This is a genomic window from Olleya sp. AS48 (assembly GCF_038900355.1).
In the GTDB taxonomy this organism is placed as follows: Bacteria; Bacteroidota; Bacteroidia; order Flavobacteriales; family Flavobacteriaceae; genus Olleya.
Genome location: NZ_JBBMRD010000010.1, coordinates 91738 through 109088, shown reverse-complemented (window position 1 = coordinate 109088; position 17351 = coordinate 91738). Strand labels below are relative to the sequence as shown.

19 protein-coding genes are annotated in these 17351 nt (G+C 31.4%); 4 read left to right on the top strand and 15 right to left on the bottom strand.

The window, feature by feature from the left end:
• Positions 1-7: 7 nt before the first annotated feature.
• Positions 8-1021 (bottom strand): hypothetical protein, encoded by a 1014-nt coding sequence (locus WNY60_RS12745; protein ID WP_342862580.1) that lies wholly within the window; start codon positions 1019-1021, stop codon positions 8-10.
• 134 nt (positions 1022-1155) lie between these two features.
• Between WNY60_RS12745 and WNY60_RS12740 the strand changes: the two genes are divergently transcribed.
• The 4 genes from WNY60_RS12740 (at position 1156) to WNY60_RS12725 (ending at position 5734) form a co-directional block, all read left to right on the top strand.
• The gene (locus tag WNY60_RS12740; RefSeq protein ID WP_342862579.1) at positions 1156-1671 is read left to right on the top strand and encodes a sigma-70 family RNA polymerase sigma factor; all 516 of its coding nucleotides are present in this window, start codon (positions 1156-1158) and stop codon (positions 1669-1671) included.
• Between the two features lie 66 nt (positions 1672-1737).
• Positions 1738-2637, top strand: coding sequence for a FecR domain-containing protein (locus tag WNY60_RS12735; protein WP_342862578.1), 900 nt, complete (start codon positions 1738-1740; stop codon positions 2635-2637).
• Entirely contained in the window at positions 2630-4906 is a 2277-nt protein-coding gene (locus WNY60_RS12730) for a TonB-dependent receptor plug domain-containing protein (protein ID WP_339808454.1), read from the top strand. Before WNY60_RS12735 ends, WNY60_RS12730 begins: the two co-directional genes overlap by 8 nt.
• Before the next feature lie 108 nt (positions 4907-5014).
• The gene (locus tag WNY60_RS12725; RefSeq protein WP_028283901.1) at positions 5015-5734 is read left to right on the top strand and encodes a 3-ketoacyl-ACP reductase; all 720 of its coding nucleotides are present in this window, start codon (positions 5015-5017) and stop codon (positions 5732-5734) included.
• 72 nt (positions 5735-5806) lie between these two features.
• Here the strand turns inward: WNY60_RS12725 and WNY60_RS12720 are convergent, their stop codons facing one another.
• The 14 genes from WNY60_RS12720 to secY all read right to left on the bottom strand — a co-directional run bounded on the left by WNY60_RS12720 (position 5807) and on the right by secY (position 17348).
• Positions 5807-6721, bottom strand: a complete 915-nt coding sequence (locus WNY60_RS12720; protein WP_342862576.1) for an arginine deiminase family protein — start codon at positions 6719-6721, stop codon at positions 5807-5809.
• Positions 6722-6787: 66 nt separating this feature from the next.
• Positions 6788-8074 (bottom strand): citrate synthase, encoded by a 1287-nt coding sequence (locus tag WNY60_RS12715; protein ID WP_145000881.1) that lies wholly within the window; start codon positions 8072-8074, stop codon positions 6788-6790.
• 180 nt (positions 8075-8254) lie between these two features.
• Positions 8255-9547 (bottom strand): phosphopyruvate hydratase, encoded by a 1293-nt coding sequence (gene eno, locus WNY60_RS12710; protein ID WP_099570092.1) that lies wholly within the window; start codon positions 9545-9547, stop codon positions 8255-8257.
• A gap of 151 nt (positions 9548-9698) precedes the next feature.
• The gene (gene carA / locus WNY60_RS12705) at positions 9699-10802 is read right to left on the bottom strand and encodes a glutamine-hydrolyzing carbamoyl-phosphate synthase small subunit (RefSeq protein WP_342862574.1); all 1104 of its coding nucleotides are present in this window, start codon (positions 10800-10802) and stop codon (positions 9699-9701) included.
• A 77-nt stretch (positions 10803-10879) separates the two neighbouring features.
• Positions 10880-11587, bottom strand: a complete 708-nt coding sequence (locus WNY60_RS12700; RefSeq protein WP_145000885.1) for a hypothetical protein — start codon at positions 11585-11587, stop codon at positions 10880-10882.
• Positions 11588-11634: 47 nt separating this feature from the next.
• Positions 11635-12375, bottom strand: a complete 741-nt coding sequence (locus WNY60_RS12695; protein WP_342862573.1) for a hypothetical protein — start codon at positions 12373-12375, stop codon at positions 11635-11637.
• 90 nt (positions 12376-12465) lie between these two features.
• Positions 12466-12930, bottom strand: a complete 465-nt coding sequence (gene rplQ / locus WNY60_RS12690; protein WP_145000889.1) for a 50S ribosomal protein L17 — start codon at positions 12928-12930, stop codon at positions 12466-12468.
• A gap of 60 nt (positions 12931-12990) precedes the next feature.
• Complete coding sequence (locus WNY60_RS12685; protein WP_342862571.1) at positions 12991-13983, bottom strand: DNA-directed RNA polymerase subunit alpha; 993 nt, start codon at positions 13981-13983, stop codon at positions 12991-12993.
• Positions 13984-14081: 98 nt separating this feature from the next.
• Complete coding sequence (gene rpsD, locus WNY60_RS12680) at positions 14082-14687, bottom strand: 30S ribosomal protein S4 (RefSeq protein WP_145000891.1); 606 nt, start codon at positions 14685-14687, stop codon at positions 14082-14084.
• 186 nt (positions 14688-14873) lie between these two features.
• Positions 14874-15266 (bottom strand): 30S ribosomal protein S11, encoded by a 393-nt coding sequence (gene rpsK, locus WNY60_RS12675; protein ID WP_028283891.1) that lies wholly within the window; start codon positions 15264-15266, stop codon positions 14874-14876.
• 8 nt (positions 15267-15274) lie between these two features.
• Positions 15275-15649 carry a 30S ribosomal protein S13 gene (gene rpsM, locus WNY60_RS12670; protein WP_028283890.1) on the bottom strand — a complete coding sequence of 125 codons (375 nt, stop codon included), beginning with the start codon at positions 15647-15649 and terminating at the stop codon, positions 15275-15277.
• A 2-nt stretch (positions 15650-15651) separates the two neighbouring features.
• Entirely contained in the window at positions 15652-15768 is a 117-nt protein-coding gene (gene ykgO / locus WNY60_RS12665; protein ID WP_010519235.1) for a type B 50S ribosomal protein L36, read from the bottom strand.
• Between the two features lie 4 nt (positions 15769-15772).
• Positions 15773-15988 (bottom strand): translation initiation factor IF-1, encoded by a 216-nt coding sequence (infA, locus tag WNY60_RS12660; RefSeq protein WP_007094967.1) that lies wholly within the window; start codon positions 15986-15988, stop codon positions 15773-15775.
• A gap of 10 nt (positions 15989-15998) precedes the next feature.
• Positions 15999-17348: a preprotein translocase subunit SecY gene (secY, locus tag WNY60_RS12655; RefSeq protein WP_145000893.1), complete on the bottom strand. Its 1350-nt coding sequence runs from the start codon at positions 17346-17348 to the stop codon at positions 15999-16001.
• Between the last annotated feature and the right edge of the window lie 3 nt (positions 17349-17351).

Here is a 17351-nt window from a genome sequence, read left to right as displayed (position 1 = left end):
TATTTAATTATGTGCAGTCTTCAACCGTTATAACTATTGTAAATATTTGATATATATCTGGATTACTATATTGCGCTACCCTAACATAAATGGTCTGCGGATTTGTAACATTTGTAAAGGTCGATGTCAATGAATTGGCGTTAATAACAGCATCATCATAAGATATATGATAACTAATACCAACATTACTTTGATCGCAATCTTGATAAAATTCATCTAAATTAAACGTCTCTATTAAATCTCCATCCGCATCACAAATAGTGAGATTTATATCTTCAAAACAGCTAAATGGGTTAGGACTGCAATTTTGGGTCAATATTAGTTCTAAATCTTCCTGTTCTAAAACTAATTGTTCTGATTCACATTGTACAACTTCCCACTGTCCATTATAATTGTCTAATCCGCTAATTGTAATAAACACATACACATTCCCTTCTATAGTCGTAATATCCCAAGCACCATTAAATAACATATCGCCTTCATATAAAACAGTTATGTTATTATCTTCCTGAAAATTAAAATGGGTCAAGTTAGGTGAAAGCCCATTTATTGTTGGCAACTGATCACAATCCATTAAATAATTAGCTATAGCTGTTTGGGTACAAGAATTGACACTGTCGCAACTACTACCCTCTAAGGTTATAATAGATTGTAAGGCTTGATTAGAATTTACTACAATTTGTTGCTCATCAGGTAAAACCATGGTGATAGGAAAGTTTAAACTAGCTACAATAGAGGTGTCTAAAGTTTGCAAAAACAAATATAATGCGTCATCATTATCTATAGTTACGATATCTGCTAACTGGAAATCTGCCTCATAAATGGAAACAGTCAATGGATATTCAAAATCCATACAATTAATGTCTTCATCCAATGCAATTGTGCTAATTAAATTGAATAATGTAGAGTTATACTCAAGTGTTTCACTTTGTTGATCAACACTATTAATAGTTTCATTTTGACAATTAAAAAACAAGCCAAACACTAGTAATATTCCAAAAAGAGGTTGTTTAATTTTCATTAATATTACATTTTTAATACACTAGTAGTCAGTATATGTTTTACATGGTTTCAAGTATAAAACAGTTGTTTATTTAAAATACCTACCTAATTATCAAAAAAAATAGTCCTATTTTGTAGTACTTTAATAAAATTATGTCAAAACAGTTATATAAAAATATTTGTGATAAATCCCGATTCGAGGCATTTTTTAAAAAGCACTCAAAAAGCTTACATAGCTTTTTATATTACAAGTTTGGAGACCGCTTAAATCCCGAAGACAAAACCCAAGAAGCTTTTATAAAGCTGTGGGAAAATTGTAAAAAAGTAAGTCCTGAGAAAGCTAAAAGTTATGTTTTTACAATTGCAAACAACTTAATGCTAAATGAGGTTGCACACCAAAAAGTAGTCCTAAAACACCAACAGACAAAAACAACACATCAAACAAATGTATCTCCAGAATTTTTAATGGAGGAAGATGAATACCGTAAAAAGCTAGAAAAAGCTATAGCTAATTTAACTGAGGCTCAACGGGTTGCCTTTTTAATGAATCGTGTGGAAGGTAAACGTTTTAAAGAAATTGCTGCACTTTTGGACATTAGTACCAAAGCTGTAGAAAAACGCATTTATGGTGCCTTAAAAAAATTAAGACAAGAGATAGATGGGTTATAAATTTTATTTTTTTACCTAAGGGTAGGAATTTTCCGGATGGTCTTGTTATATAGTTAGATTAAAGTTATGAATAAAGAAGTACTAATATTAAAATGGTTGGACAACGACCTAACTCCTCAAGAACTTGAAGCGTTTAAAGCGCTTGAGGACTATGAGGCTATAGTAAAATTATCTAATTACAGTCAAGGGTTTAAAGCGCCAGAGCTTAACACTGACCAGGCTTTAAAAACAATTCTTACCAGTATTGAACAACCACCAAAAAGACAAACTAATTGGCTATCTCCTTTACTTAAAATTGCAGCTATTTTAGCAATATGTTTTGGCGCCTATTATTATACCACAACGTTAGACACCACTATTAACACATATTATGCAGAAAAGTCATTAATCCAACTACCTGACAACTCTGAAGTTAATTTAAATGCGTTATCTAAAATCACCTATAATCCAAAACAATGGGCAGACAATACACGCAGTCTTAAATTAGAAGGCGAAGCCTTTTTTAAAGTTAAAAAAGGAAGCTCCTTTAATGTTGTTACAACATCAGGAATAGTAACCGTTTTGGGAACAGAATTTAATGTTAAGCAACGTCAAAATTATTTTGAAGTTACTTGCTATGAAGGCTTAGTTAATGTAACTTTTAACAGTGCTGAAACAAAATTAAAAGCAGGAGATTCCTTTTTAATAATTAACAATAAGCCTATTGAGCGGTTAACTTTAAATGCAAAAAAACCAGATTGGCTAAACAGTCTAAGTAGTTTTATTAGCGTACCTTTAAGCGAAGTTTTAGACGAGTTTGAAAGACAGTATAATGTAAAGATTGATGCTAAAACGATTAAACAAGACGAATTGTTTTCGGGTAAGTTTACACACAATGACATTAATATTGCATTACAGTCCATAACACAACCACTACAATTACGCTATAAAAAAGTTAACAAAACCATTATTTTAACGCGTGAATAAATCGTTAAAAAAGACTCTATTATTAATTATTGCATTAGCCTTTAGCTTTTCTTTTTATGCCCAAACTAAAAAACTCCCTTTATTAGATGTCCTATCTACAATAGAGTATCAGTATAAAGTTAGTTTTTCTTATGCAGACAAAGTAATTAAGGGTGTTTTTGTGACGTTTGACAGCAAGGATTCTTTGGATGATATGTTATCAAAAATAGAACTCCAAACTGATATAAAATTCAACAAATTAGACGACCATTTTATTACCGTTACAGGCAATATAAATGGTTTTTCTTTTCAAAAATTAGACGAAATTACTATCTCTAATTACTTAACCACTGGTATTGACAAAAACAAATCTGGTCATATAACCATATCACCAAAATCCTTTGAAATTTTACCTGGTTTAATTGAACCTGATATATTACAAACCATACAAGCCATACCTGGTGTTTTAAGTGTAGATGAAACCGTATCTAATATTAATGTTAGAGGAGGAACACATGATCAAAACCTTATTTTATATGATGGAATAAAAATGTATCAATCAGGACACTTTTTTGGATTAATCTCGGCTTTTAATCCGTATTTAACAAAACATGTCTCTGTAATAAAAAATGGAACAAGCGCACGATTTGGTGACGGAATTAGTAGTATGATTGACATGAAATTATCGGATAATATAGATGCCGATTTTAGCGCTGGAATAGGCATAAATATGATTACTGCAGATGGTTTTGCTATTATACCATTAACACCAAAAACACAACTACAATTAGCAACTAGACGCGCTATTACTGATATACTAAATACACCAACGTATAATCAATATTTTAAACGTGTGTTTCAGGACTCTGAAGTGTCTAACACAGAACATTCGTTTAAAGACAACCAAACCTTTAGGTTTAGTGATATCTCATTAAAACTCTTACACAATATTACAGAAAAAGATAAATTACGTTTTACATTATTAAATGTATTTAATCAACTAGATTTTGAGGAGTCCTCAAATAGTGATGCCTCAGTAAATAACAGTAATCAACTAAAACAACAAAACAGAGCATCTGCTATACAATATCAACATATTTGGAATAACAAATTCAACACCACAATTAAAGGGTATTACTCAAATTACGATTTAAGATCTTCGGATTATGATATGGCAAATAACCAACGTTTAATACAAGAAAATAAAGTAGTTGATACTGGTTTTAATATTGATGCTTACTATGATTTTAATACCTATTTTTCAATTAATGGAGGTTATCAATTTAACGAAGTTTCGGTAAGTAATTTAGAAGAAACAAATGACTCTTTTTTAGATGTTAACCTAAAGCGAAACTTAACTGCACATAGTGTCTATGCCGAAACGATATTACAATCCAAAAACAAAAAATCTTTAATTAAACTAGGGTTTCGTCATAATTACTTCAAAAATTTTAAAATAGGTGTGTTAGAACCAAGGTTACATATTAGTCAACGCTTTTTAAAACATTTTAGAGCCGAACTTTCAGGTGAATATAAAAGTCAAACCACTTCACAGTTAATAGATTTACAAAACGACTTTTTAGGTGTAGAAAAGCGTCGATGGGTTTTGGCTAACAATAATACCATTCCAATTCAAAAAAGTAAGCAGTTAGGTTTAGGGCTAACTTATAATAAAAACAAATTATTATTAAGTATTGAAGGCTATTATAAAACGGTTAATGGCGTGACTACCCGAAGTCAAGGATTGCAAAATCAATATCAATTTATTAATGTTAATGGAGGTTATAATGTTAAGGGTATTGATGTATTAGTTAACAAACAAATTAATCGTTTTAGTACGTGGATAGGCTATAGTTATAGCAATAATAATTATACGTTTAAAGACTTAAATAACAGTAACGCTTTCCCTAGTAATTTTGATATAAAACATCAAATTAATTATGGTAGTACGTATAGTTGGCAACAACTAAAATTAGCTTTTGGTGTCAATTGGCATTCTGGTAAACCTTACACGCAAGTCAATGACAATACGCCTATAATTAATAACACTATTAATTATAATGCACCAAACAGTAGTAGGTTAAGCTCCTATATTAGAGCAGACCTATCTGCTACATATCAATTTAAATTAGGCGAAAATAAAGCTGTTATTGGAGCGTCGGTATGGAATATTCTTAACAGAGAAAATATACTAAATACCTATTATACTATTGATAATAATCAAGTCACTACTATTGAAAACACATCATTAGGGATAACACCAAATCTTAGTTTTAGAGTTTCGTTTTAGTTTGACTTTCTGAAAAAAATCCTATAATTTCGTTAACTCTTATAATAGTCTCTATAATTTTATGAGGCTAGATAAACATTATAAAAACATATAGATACTAAAACAATTATGGAACATTTAAAAAATAGAAAAGCAATAATTACAGGAGGAAGTAAAGGTTTAGGTAAAGCTACTGCTATTGCTTTTGCTAAAGAAGGGATTGATGTTGCAATTACTGGAAGAAATGAAGCAGACTTGCAGGAAACCGTAACCCAATTAAAAGCATTAGGTGTCAATGCAATTTATGCTGTTTTTGATGTAGGTAATTACGAGGCTGTTAAAACCGGAATCAAAACTATTATAGACCAATTAGGAAAAGTAGACATTTTAGTTAACAATGCAGGAATAGCTGCTTTTGGATCTTTAAATGACATGGAGGTTGACCAATGGAGTAAAATTATTCAAACCAACGTCATGGGAATGTATTACGTCACTAAAGAGGTTTTACCATATTTAATAAACCAAAACGAAGGAGATATCATTAATATATCATCAACTGCTGGATTAAATGGTAACGCTAACACGTCTGCCTATTCTGCATCAAAATTTGCTGTGATTGGTATGTCTGAGTCCTTAATGAAAGAGGTTAGAAAAAATAACATTAGAGTTTGTACTTTGACACCAAGTACTATAGCTTCAGATATGTCTATTAACTTAGGCATTGCAGATAAAAACTCTGAAGATAGTGTTTTACAACCAGATGATTTTGCCGAATTAATTGTAGCTGGATTAAAATTACCTAGAAGAGCAATGCTTAAAAGTGCTGCGTTATGGTCTACAAATCCATAATATCTATTTTACTAAAAATAAAAAAAAAGCCTCTTTTAATTAAAGAGGCTTTTTATTTATAAATATTGTCTTTTAATCCCTAATTAAAGGCATTGTACTGCATCTTAGTAAACCTTCTTGTTTTGCTATTTCGGCATAAGGTACTTCTTCAACTGTAAATCCTTTGTCGCGCAACCAAGTATTAAGTCTAATAAAGTTTTTTTCTGAAATAATAACATCTTCAGAAATACTAAAAATATTACTATTCATATTAAACATTTCTTCTTTAGAAATAATAAAACAATTGTCTTTTCCAAAGTAATTTAACAACCATTCATACTCAGTTTGGTCTCTAAAACCTTCTTTATGTAAAATTGCTTTATTAGTGCCTATTGGTTGAAAACAACAATCTAAATGCAATGCATTATCATAAGCATTGGTTTGCGATTTATTTAAATCAAAACTTTTAACTTTTTTATGCGGAAACTGTTGTGTTATATAATCTACTCCTGCTTGATTTGTTCTAGCTACGATATAGTCTGAATAATCGTCACCTCTATAAGTTCCAATAAAGATATAGTCGTTGCATAGCATTACGTCTCCTCCTTCGATGTGTACTTCCACTGGTGGACGTATCACTTTTTTAGGATCTATTGTATCAATTAAGTATTGAATAGCATCTAATTCATTTTCTCTTTCGGGTAGTATGTTTGCTTTTACAAAAACATCATCAATTACAAAAGCAATATCTCTAGCAAAAATCTGATTGCAATCCTTTATTAATTCTGGTCTGTAAACTTTTACATCGTATTTTTCAAAAATCTTAGCTACAGACTCCATTTCATTGACCATATCTGCTTCAATTGGGTAAGTACCTGCTTTGATATGCAAATACGATTTTGGGTCGTATGCTTCTTCTAGTTTTGGTGTTGGACCATTACTAACTGCTGTTCCTAAAACGACTGCTCTTAATCTAGAGGTTTCGTTTTTTACGTTTAGTTTTAACATAAAGTAAAGATATAAAAAAGCTCCATAATGATTTATGAAGCTTTTTTTAATATTAATAATTGAAATCTATCTTTCAGAAATTGATTTGAAAGACCTTAAGTTTTCTCCAATATATATTTGTCTTGGACGTCCAATTGGCTCCTTACGGTTACGCATTTCTTTCCATTGTGCAATCCAACCTGGTAAACGTCCTAAAGCGAACATAACGGTAAACATTTCTGTTGGGATTCCCATACCTCTATAAATAATACCAGAATAGAAATCTACGTTTGGATATAATTTACGATCTACAAAATATGAATCGCTTAAAGCTTCTTCTGCTAATCCTTTAGCAATATCTAATACAGGATCATCGATTCCTAAATCTCCTAAAACTTCATCAGCAGCTTTTTTAATGATTTTTGCTCTTGGATCAAAGTTTTTATATACCCTGTGTCCAAAGCCCATTAAACGGAAAGGATCTTCTTTATCCTTAGCTTTAGCCATATATTTTTTAGTGTCTCCACCATCTTCCTTAATTGCTTCAAGCATCTCTAAAACTGCTTGGTTTGCTCCACCATGTAATGGTCCCCAAAGTGCTGAAATACCTGAAGATAAAGATGCAAATAAACCTGCGTGAGATGATCCTACTATTCTAACTGTAGATGTAGAACAGTTTTGCTCATGATCTGCATGTAAAATTAATAACTTATCTAAAGCATTAACTAGGATTGGATTTTGTGTATAGTCCTGATTAGGTTTTTTAAACATCATTTTAAGGATGTTTTCAACATATCCTAAGTTATCATCTCCATAATCTAATGGTAAACCTTTCTGCTTACGCATTGTCCATGCTACTAACACCGGAAATTTACCCATAATTTTACATACAGTATTGTACATATCCTCTTCTGAGTCTACGTTTACCGATGAAGGGTTAAATGCTGTTAAAGCACTTGTTAAAGAAGAAAGGACACCCATTGGATGTGCTGACTTAGGAAATGCATCTAAAATTTTCTTTACATCGTCATCAACAACTGACTGCTCCTTAATATCTTTTTCAAATTTACTAAGTTGCTCTTTAGTTGGTAATTCACCAAAAATTAATAAAAACGCTACCTCAAGGAAATCTGCTTTTTCAGCTAATTCTTCAATAGAATAACCTCTGTATCTTAAAATTCCTTTTTCTCCATCTAAAAAAGTAATAGCACTCTCACATGATCCTGTATTTTTATAACCTGGATCAATAGTTGTCACACCACCTGTAACAGCTCTAAGATTTTTGATATCTATTCCTATTTCATTTTCAGTACCTACAATTAAGGGAAATTCGTGTTTTTCTCCATTAATTTCAAGCGTTGCTTTATTTGACATGTATATTGATTTAATGTATGTTTATTAGAATTGTAAATTTACAAAAACTATAACGATTTAGAAAGGGTATTTATAATGGTTTTAACAATTTTAATATAGGTTTAATTTATCAATATGAATAAAACTAAAAAAGCCTTTCAACTTACGCTGAAAGGCTTTGTATTTAGAATAGTAAATTACTTATCTTTTAATCTTGAATGCTTTATCTTTTGGATAGTATGCTACTTCTCCTAATTCTTCTTCAATACGAAGTAATTGGTTGTATTTAGCCATACGATCACTACGAGATGCAGATCCTGTTTTTATCTGTCCACAATTAAGTGCTACAGCTAAATCTGCAATGGTATTATCCTCAGTCTCTCCTGATCTATGAGACATTACTGAAGTATAACCTGCGTTATGAGCCATATTTACAGCAGCAATAGTTTCGGTTAAAGTACCAATTTGATTTACTTTTATTAAGATAGAATTAGCTATATCTTCTTTTATTCCTCTTGATAATCTTTCTACATTGGTAACAAATAAATCATCACCTACTAATTGTACTTTATCACCAACTTGTTCAGTTAAATATTTCCAACCTTCCCAGTCGTTTTCATCCATACCATCCTCAATAGAAATAATAGGGTAATTTCTAGACAATTCTGCTAAGTAATCTGCTTGTTCTTTACTTGAACGTACTTTACCAGTCTCTCCTTCAAATTTAGAATAATCGTAGTTTCCATTAACATAAAATTCTGCAGCAGCACAATCTAGAGCAATCATTACATCGTCTCCAAGCGTATATCCTGCATTTTTAACAGCTATTGCGATAGTATCCAAAGCATCCTCAGTACCATCTAAAGTTGGTGCAAAACCACCTTCATCACCTACAGCTGTACTTAAACCTCTGTCATGTAATACTTTTTTAAGATTATGAAAAATTTCTGTTCCCATTTGTAATGCATGAGAAAAGTTTTTGGCTTTGACTGGCATAACCATAAACTCTTGAAATGCGATAGGTGCATCACTATGTGATCCTCCGTTAATGATATTCATCATTGGCACTGGTAATGTATTTGCACTAACACCTCCAATGTATCTATATAATGGCATCCCTAATTCTGCAGCAGCAGCTTTAGCAACAGCTAAAGATACTCCTAAAATAGCATTGGCACCTAACTTAGATTTATTAGGTGTACCATCTATTTTACACATTAATGTATCTACATAATTTTGTTCAAAAACATTAACTCCTAAAAGCTCTTCAGCTAGAATATTATTTACATTATCTACAGCTTTACTAACTCCTTTACCCATGTATTTAGGTCCTCCATCACGTAACTCTACAGCTTCATGTTCTCCTGTTGAAGCTCCAGAAGGTACTGCTGCTCTACCAACATAACCGTTTTCTGTTTCAACATCTACTTCTACCGTTGGATTTCCTCTGGAATCAAAAATTTGTCTTGCGTGAACATTAATTATAATACTCATATGTGTGTGATTTTAGTTTATTAATTTCAAATTTAACGTTTAATTTTCAGCTAGATATAGGATTTATAATAGAAATACATAAAATTTTATCTATAACGTTTTAGTAAAATAAAAAAGACAACGAAACTTTAAAATCGTTGTCTTTTTAATATTAATTATTTTTAATATTACTTATAAATTGGTCGAATAAATAGGATGAGTCATGTGGTCCTGGACTTGCTTCTGGATGATATTGTACAGAGAACACGTTTTTAGATTTCATCTTTAAACCTGCAACTGTATTGTCGTTTAAATGCACATGTGTGATTTCAATGTCTGGATGCGCTTCAGCCTCTTCCCTATTTACTGCAAATCCATGGTTTTGAGATGTAATTTCACCTTTACCTGTAATTAAGTTTTTAACGGGATGATTTATTCCTCTGTGTCCATTATGCATTTTGTAAGTAGAGATTCCGTTAGCTAGAGCGATTACTTGATGTCCTAAGCAGATACCAAATAATGGCAAATCTCTTTTTATGACTTCTTTAGCTAATGCTTGAGCCTCTATCAATGGTTCTGGGTCACCTGGTCCATTAGACAAGAAATATCCATCAGGATTCCATGAATTTAAATCTTCAAATGTTGCATTGTAAGGAAATACTTTAACATAAGCCTCTCTTTTAACTAGGTTACGTAAAATATTCTTTTTTATACCTATGTCTAATGCAGCTATTTTGATTGGAGCATTTTCATCACCAATAAAATATGGCTCTTTGGTAGATACTTTTGATGCTAACTCTAGTCCACTCATAGATGGTACATCTGCTAACTGTTGCTTTAAACCATCTATATTATCTACATCTGTTGATATAATAGCATTCATTACACCATTGTCTCTAATATAGCTAACTAAGGCTCTGGTATCCACATCAGAAATTGCAAGTAAATTGTGCTTATTAAGAAAGTCCTCTAAAGATCCGTTTGAGTCAACTCTTGAAAAATCATAACTAAAATTTTTACAGATTAATCCCGAAATTTTAATCGAGTCCGATTCGTTTTCGTTATCATTAACACCATAGTTACCAATATGAGCATTGGTTGTTACCATAAGTTGACCAAAATATGAAGGATCTGTAAAAATTTCTTGATATCCAGTCATTCCTGTGTTGAAGCAAATTTCTCCAAATGCTGTTCCTTCTTTTCCAACAGCTTTTCCATGAAAAATGGTGCCATCCTCTAATAAGATCAGAGCTTTTTTTAATCTTTGATATTTCATAATTCTAAAAGTTTCACAAAATTGCATAAAAAAAAGGATAATCTAAAATAGATTACCCTTTTTTAATGTCTTGCATCTTAATTAATGCTATAATAATTAAATATCTTGACAACATCTGCTTCCTCTTTGTAAGATAAATCATTATCGTCAACAAATTTTTCGACTAACTTTTTCTTGTCACCAAGTAATTTTAAAATTGATTTCTTTTTCAATTTAAACTCTTCCGTAGTTACTCCATCTTTTGAAACAGCATAACTGTCATTAACAACATATTTATCTGGAGATGTTTTTTGCTTAGTCATTACATTAATCTGACCATCTTTAATTATCGCTTCATATCTTTTTAAAAGCTTAACCGTAGCATGTGGCGTTAACTCAAAAAAGAATTTAGCTCTACTATCTTCATCTCTATAAATCTTAGCAACATACTTATCAAATTTAACAGACTCTATTGCTTTTGCGTCAAAAACAAAAGAAGAGTCTTTGGCAAAGTTTGAAACGATTTGGTTTGATTTAGCATTATAATTTCCGTTTGGTACTTTATAAACTTTACCTTCCTTTGAAGTAATTTCAATTGTAGCATCCTCAAATGCAAAAGGAGATCCTACAACAGCGCTTGATTTACCATTTGCTAAGTAAGCACCTTGGTAATTAACCGCATTAAACATATTTTGCTGACTATTATCCATAGTTGCAGATGATAAGTTTGAGCTAAAACCGTTACTACCTTGTGCAAAGGATAAGGTTGATAATAATAAAGTAAAAATAAATAAGTAGTTTTTCATGTGTGTTTTTTTGAATGTGTGTGTGTGTGTGTGTGTGTGAATTATATTTAATTTGATTTTGAAATAACACTATAATAATTTAGCATTCTTATAACGTCATATTCTTCTTTGTAAGATAAATTTTCATTTTTAACAAAGTCTTGAATTAACTTTTTATGACTAGACAATAGTTTTAAAACAGACTTTTTGTTAAGCTTAAATTCTGTTACTGTTTTATCATCAATAGTTATGCCATAGCTGTCTGATAAACTAAACATATCAGAAGACGTTTTTTGTTTTGTTAAAACATTAATTTGACCATCAATAACTTTAGCTGAATACTTTTTTAACAACCTGATAGAAGCATGAGGTGTTAATTCAAAATAGAAACTAATTTTACTAGTAGTATCACTATATGGCTTAGCAGTATATTTTTGAAACTTAACAGATTTAATAGTGTTAGATTGAAAAACAAAAGAAGAATCTTTAGCAAAATTAGAAACCACTTCATCTGTACTAGCATTATAATTACCATTAGGTACTTTATATGCTTTACCATCTGTAGTGTTAATTATAATAACAGCATCTTCAAAGGGAAATGGCGAGCCAGAAACATCAGGTAGACTAGCATTTGCCAAATAATAACCTTGATAGTTTACAGCATTAAATTTGTCTTGTAGTCTAGTATTAAGATCTACTAAAGGAAGATTAGGATGTTTAGCTTGACCTGTAGAAACTTCGTTTTTAATAACTTGTGCTGACACCGAAGTCATAACAATAAAAGCAATAAGTAAAAAGATAGGTTTCATATAAATATGTTTGCTTAAATGTAAAAAAAAAGAGATAAACTTATAAAGCTTATCTCTCTTTTAATAATAATTTAACAGCAAATTAAGAAACTATTCTTCTTCATTTGAAGCAACTGGAGGAGTAACAGTATTACTACTACCACCTCTACGACTTCTACGAGTAGTTTTCTTAGCTTTTTTATCTGCATTGTAGATTTCGTTGTAATCTACTAATTCAATCATTGCCATATCAGCGTTATCACCTAAACGGTTTCCTAACTTGATAATTCTAGTATATCCACCTGGACGATCACCAATTTTAGCAGCAACATCTCTAAAAAGTTCAGTTACAGCTTCTTTTTGACGTAATTTAGAAAATACAAGACGTCTGTTGTGCGTTGTATCATCTTTAGCCTTAGTGATTAATGGCTCAATAAATCCTTTTAAAGCTTTAGCTTTAGCAACAGTTGTATTAATACGTTTATGTTCTATTAAAGAACAACCCATATTTGCCAACATTGATTTTCTGTGAGCAGTTTTTCTACCTAAATGGTTTACTTTTTTTCCGTGTCTCATGACATTTGTTTTTAATCATCATCTTGCTCAAACTCTTTGTGAGGAGCAAAATATGATGTATTAGTCTTTATCTAGTTTGTATTTTGAAAGATCCATTCCGAAATTTAATCCTTTAACATTTACTAGCTCTTCAAGCTCTGTTAAAGATTTCTTTCCAAAATTACGGAACTTCATTAAATCATTTTTATTAAAAGATACTAAGTCTCCTAAAGTATCTACCTCTGCTGCTTTTAAACAATTTAGAGCACGAACAGAAAGGTCCATATCTACTAATTTAGTTTTAAGTAACTGTCTCATGTGAAGTGATTCTTCATCATAAGTTTCAGTTTGAGCAATCTCATCAGCTTCTAATGTAATACGCTCATCAGAGAATAACATGAAGTGGTGAATCAGAGTTTTTGCAGCTTCTGTTAATGCATCTTGAGGCGTAATAGAACCATCAGTCTGAATTTCGAAAACTAATTTTTCGTAATCCGTTTTTTGTTCTACACGATAATTCTCAATGCTATACTTAACATTTTTAATTGGTGTGTAAATTGAATCAGTAAAAATAGTCCCTATTGGTGCTGAAGCTTTTTTGTTTTCTTCTGCAGGAACATATCCTCTACCTTTTTCAACAGTAATTTCCATGTTGATATTTACTTTAGAATCTAAGTTACAAATCACTTGATCTGTATTTAATACTTGGAAACCTGAAATAAATTTCTGGAAATCTCCTGCTACAATTTTGTCTTGACCAGAAATTGAAATCGAAATAGATTCGTTATCAACATCCTCTATTTGACGCTTAAAACGAACTTGTTTAAGATTTAAAATAATTTCTGTTACATCTTCAACAACACCTGCTAATGTTGAAAATTCGTGGTCTACACTTTCTATTCTAACAGATGTGATAGCAAACCCTTCTAGAGAAGATAATAAAACTCTTCTTAAAGCATTTCCTACTGTTAGTCCATAACCTGGTTCTAAAGGTCTGAATTCGAATTTACCTTCGAAGTCAGTTGAATCAATCATTATTACCTTATCAGGTTTTTGGAAATTAAATACTGCCATAATTTTTTCTTCGTTTTAATTGTTATTTAGTTGCGCGGTTTATAAGTTTGAAGAAGTACAAATAAACCCTTTGGCTAAACACCAATGTTAATAATTTATTATTTAGAGTATAATTCTACGATGAATTGCTCATTAATATTTTCTGGGATTTGGATTCTAGCAGGAACAGAAACGTAAGTACCTTCCTTTTTCTCGCTATTCCAAGTAATCCACTCATATACATTGCTAGAGTTTGATAAAGATCTATCAATAGACTCCAAAGATTTAGACTTCTCTCTTACAGCAACAACATCTCCAGCATTAAGTTGGTATGAAGGTATGTTTACTAACTCTCCATTAACAGTAATATGTCTGTGAGATACAAGTTGTCTTGCTCCGCTTCTAGAAGGAGATAATCCCATTCTAAACACTACGTTATCTAATCTAGATTCACAAATTTGAAGTAATACTTCACCTGTGATTCCTTGAGCTGCAGTTGCTCTTTTAAACATGTTTCTGAATTGACGCTCTAAAATACCGTAAGTATATTTAGCTTTTTGCTTCTCCATTAATTGGATTGCGTACTCAGATTTTTTACCACGTCTTCTGTTGTTTCCATGTTGACCTGGTGGGTAATTTCTTTTCTCAAAAGACTTATCGTCTCCGAATATAGCTTCACCAAATTTACGAGCTATTTTAGTTTTAGGACCAGTATATCTTGCCATTTTTAAATTGATTTAAGAGTGATTATGAATTAAGGTCTAAATCTTATCCTTCGATAATCGTTAATCTCTTTGTTGATACTTGTTTTAAATTTTTAGTTTGCAAATTTATACAAAAAATTAATACCATCTGATAAACAGACGATATTAATTTTTATACTTGCTTAAGTAAAGTACTATGTAGTAAACTTATACTCTTCTTCTTTTAGGTGGACGACAACCATTATGTGGTAATGGAGTAACATCAATTATTTCTGTTACTTCAATTCCTGCATTATGAATAGATCGTATAGCAGATTCTCTACCATTTCCAGGTCCTTTAACATAAACCTTTACCTTTTTTAATCCAGCTTCTTTAGCTACTTCAGAAGCATCTTCTGCTGCTAATTGTGCTGCGTAAGGTGTGTTTTTCTTAGAACCTCTAAATCCCATCTTACCAGCAGATGACCATGAAATGACATCTCCCTTTTTATTTGTAAGTGAAATAATGATATTGTTGAAAGAAGCAGTAATGTGAGCTTCTCCAACAGCGTCAATAATAACTTTACGTTTTTTTGTGCTTTTAGCGTTTGTCTTTGCCATACTACTTATTATTTAGTTGCTTTTTTCTTGTTAGCAACTGTTTTTCTTCTTCCTTTTCTTGTTCTAGAGTTATTCTTAGTACGTTGACCTCTTAAAGGTAAACCAACTCTATGACGAATTCCTCTGTAACAACCAATATCCATTAAACGTTTAATGTTTAATTGTGTTTCAGAACGTAATTCACCTTCAATAGTATAAGTACCTACAGTTTCACGGATTGCTCCAATTTGATCATCTGTCCAGTCTTGTACTTTGATGTTTTCGTCCACTTTAGCCTCAGCTAAAATTTCTTGAGCTCTACTTCTACCTACTCCGTAGATATAAGTTAATGAGATCACTCCTCTTTTTTGTTTTGGTATGTCTACACCTGCGATTCTTGCCATAATTACCCTTGTCTTTGTTTGAATCTAGGATTCTTTTTGTTAATGACGTAAAGTCTACCTTTTCTGCGCACAATCTTACAATCTGCACTTCTCTTTTTAATTGATGCTCTTACTTTCATCGTATTAGTATCTATAGGTTATACGAGCCTTAGTTAAATCATAAGGACTCATTTCTAATTTAACTTTATCTCCTGGTAACAACTTAATATAATGCATACGCATCTTACCCGAAATATGTGCGGTCACAATATGACCATTTTCTAATTCAACACGGAACATAGCATTTGATAATGCTTCAATGATAGTTCCGTCTTGTTCTATTGCTGCTTGTTTTGCCATAGTTAAAATATTAAGCTACTGCTTTTCTGTTTTTACCAGTCTTCATCAAGCCATCATAGTGTCTATTTAACAAGTAACTATTTACTTGTTGCATAGTGTCAATTGCAACTCCAACCATAATTAATAAAGATGTACCTCCGAAAAATAAAGCCCAACCAGATTGAACGTTAAGTAACTTAACAATAAATGCTGGGAACACAGCTATTAATGCAAGAAAGATAGAACCTGGTAAAGTTATTTGAGACATAATTTTGTCTAGATATTCAGAAGTTTCTGATCCTGGACGAATACCTGGAATAAATCCTCCGCTTCGTTTAAGATCATCAGCCATTTTATTTGTAGGAACGGTAATCGCAGTATAAAAATATGTAAATATAATAATCAATAATGCAAATACTAAATTATACCAAAATCCGAAGATGTCAGAGAAATTAGATTGTAACCACAATCCAGAAGCAGTATCTTTTAATAAAGATGAACCACCAATTAAACCAGGAACAAACATAATCGCTTGAGCAAAAATGATTGGCATTACACCAGAAGCATTAAGCTTTAAAGGAATATATTGTCTTGATCCAAATACATTTTTCTCGTAACCTCCAGTTGCTGAACGCCTAGCATATTGTACTGCAATCTTACGAACTGCCATTACTAATAAGATTGAAAGAAGAATAATAACAAACCAAATAACGATTTCAAATAAAATCATCATTACATTATTACCCGTTTCTAATCTAGAAGCAGCATTTTGTAAGAAAGATTTAGGAAGTGTTGCAATAATACCCACCATAATTAATAGAGAGATACCATTACCAATTCCTTTATCTGTTATTTTCTCACCTAACCACATTGCAAAAATACAACCAGTTACTAATATAACTATTGATGAGAAATAAAACATACCACCTTGACCTAATAAAAAGGCCGAGTTTGGAATACCAAACATAGGTTGTAAACTAGCTAAATAACCTGGTGCTTGAACTAAGCATATTGCAATAGTCAACCAACGTGTTATTTGAGTAATCTTTTTCTGACCACTAGCGCCTTCTTTTTGTAGTTTTTGCAAATAAGGAATAGCAATTCCCATTAATTGAACTACAATAGAAGCAGAAATATATGGCATAATTCCAAGTGCAAATACAGAAGCATTAGCAAATGCACCTCCAGTGAAGGCATTTAATATCCCAAAAATACCTTCTGATGTTCCAGTTTGTAGGCTTTCTAATTGGGTTGCGTCAATACCTGGTAATACTACTTGTGCTCCGAAACGATAAACTAAAAGTAGACCTAGTGTAACTAGAATTCTATTTCTTAGTTCTTCAATTTTCCAAACATTTTTTAATGTCTCTATAAATTTCATGCG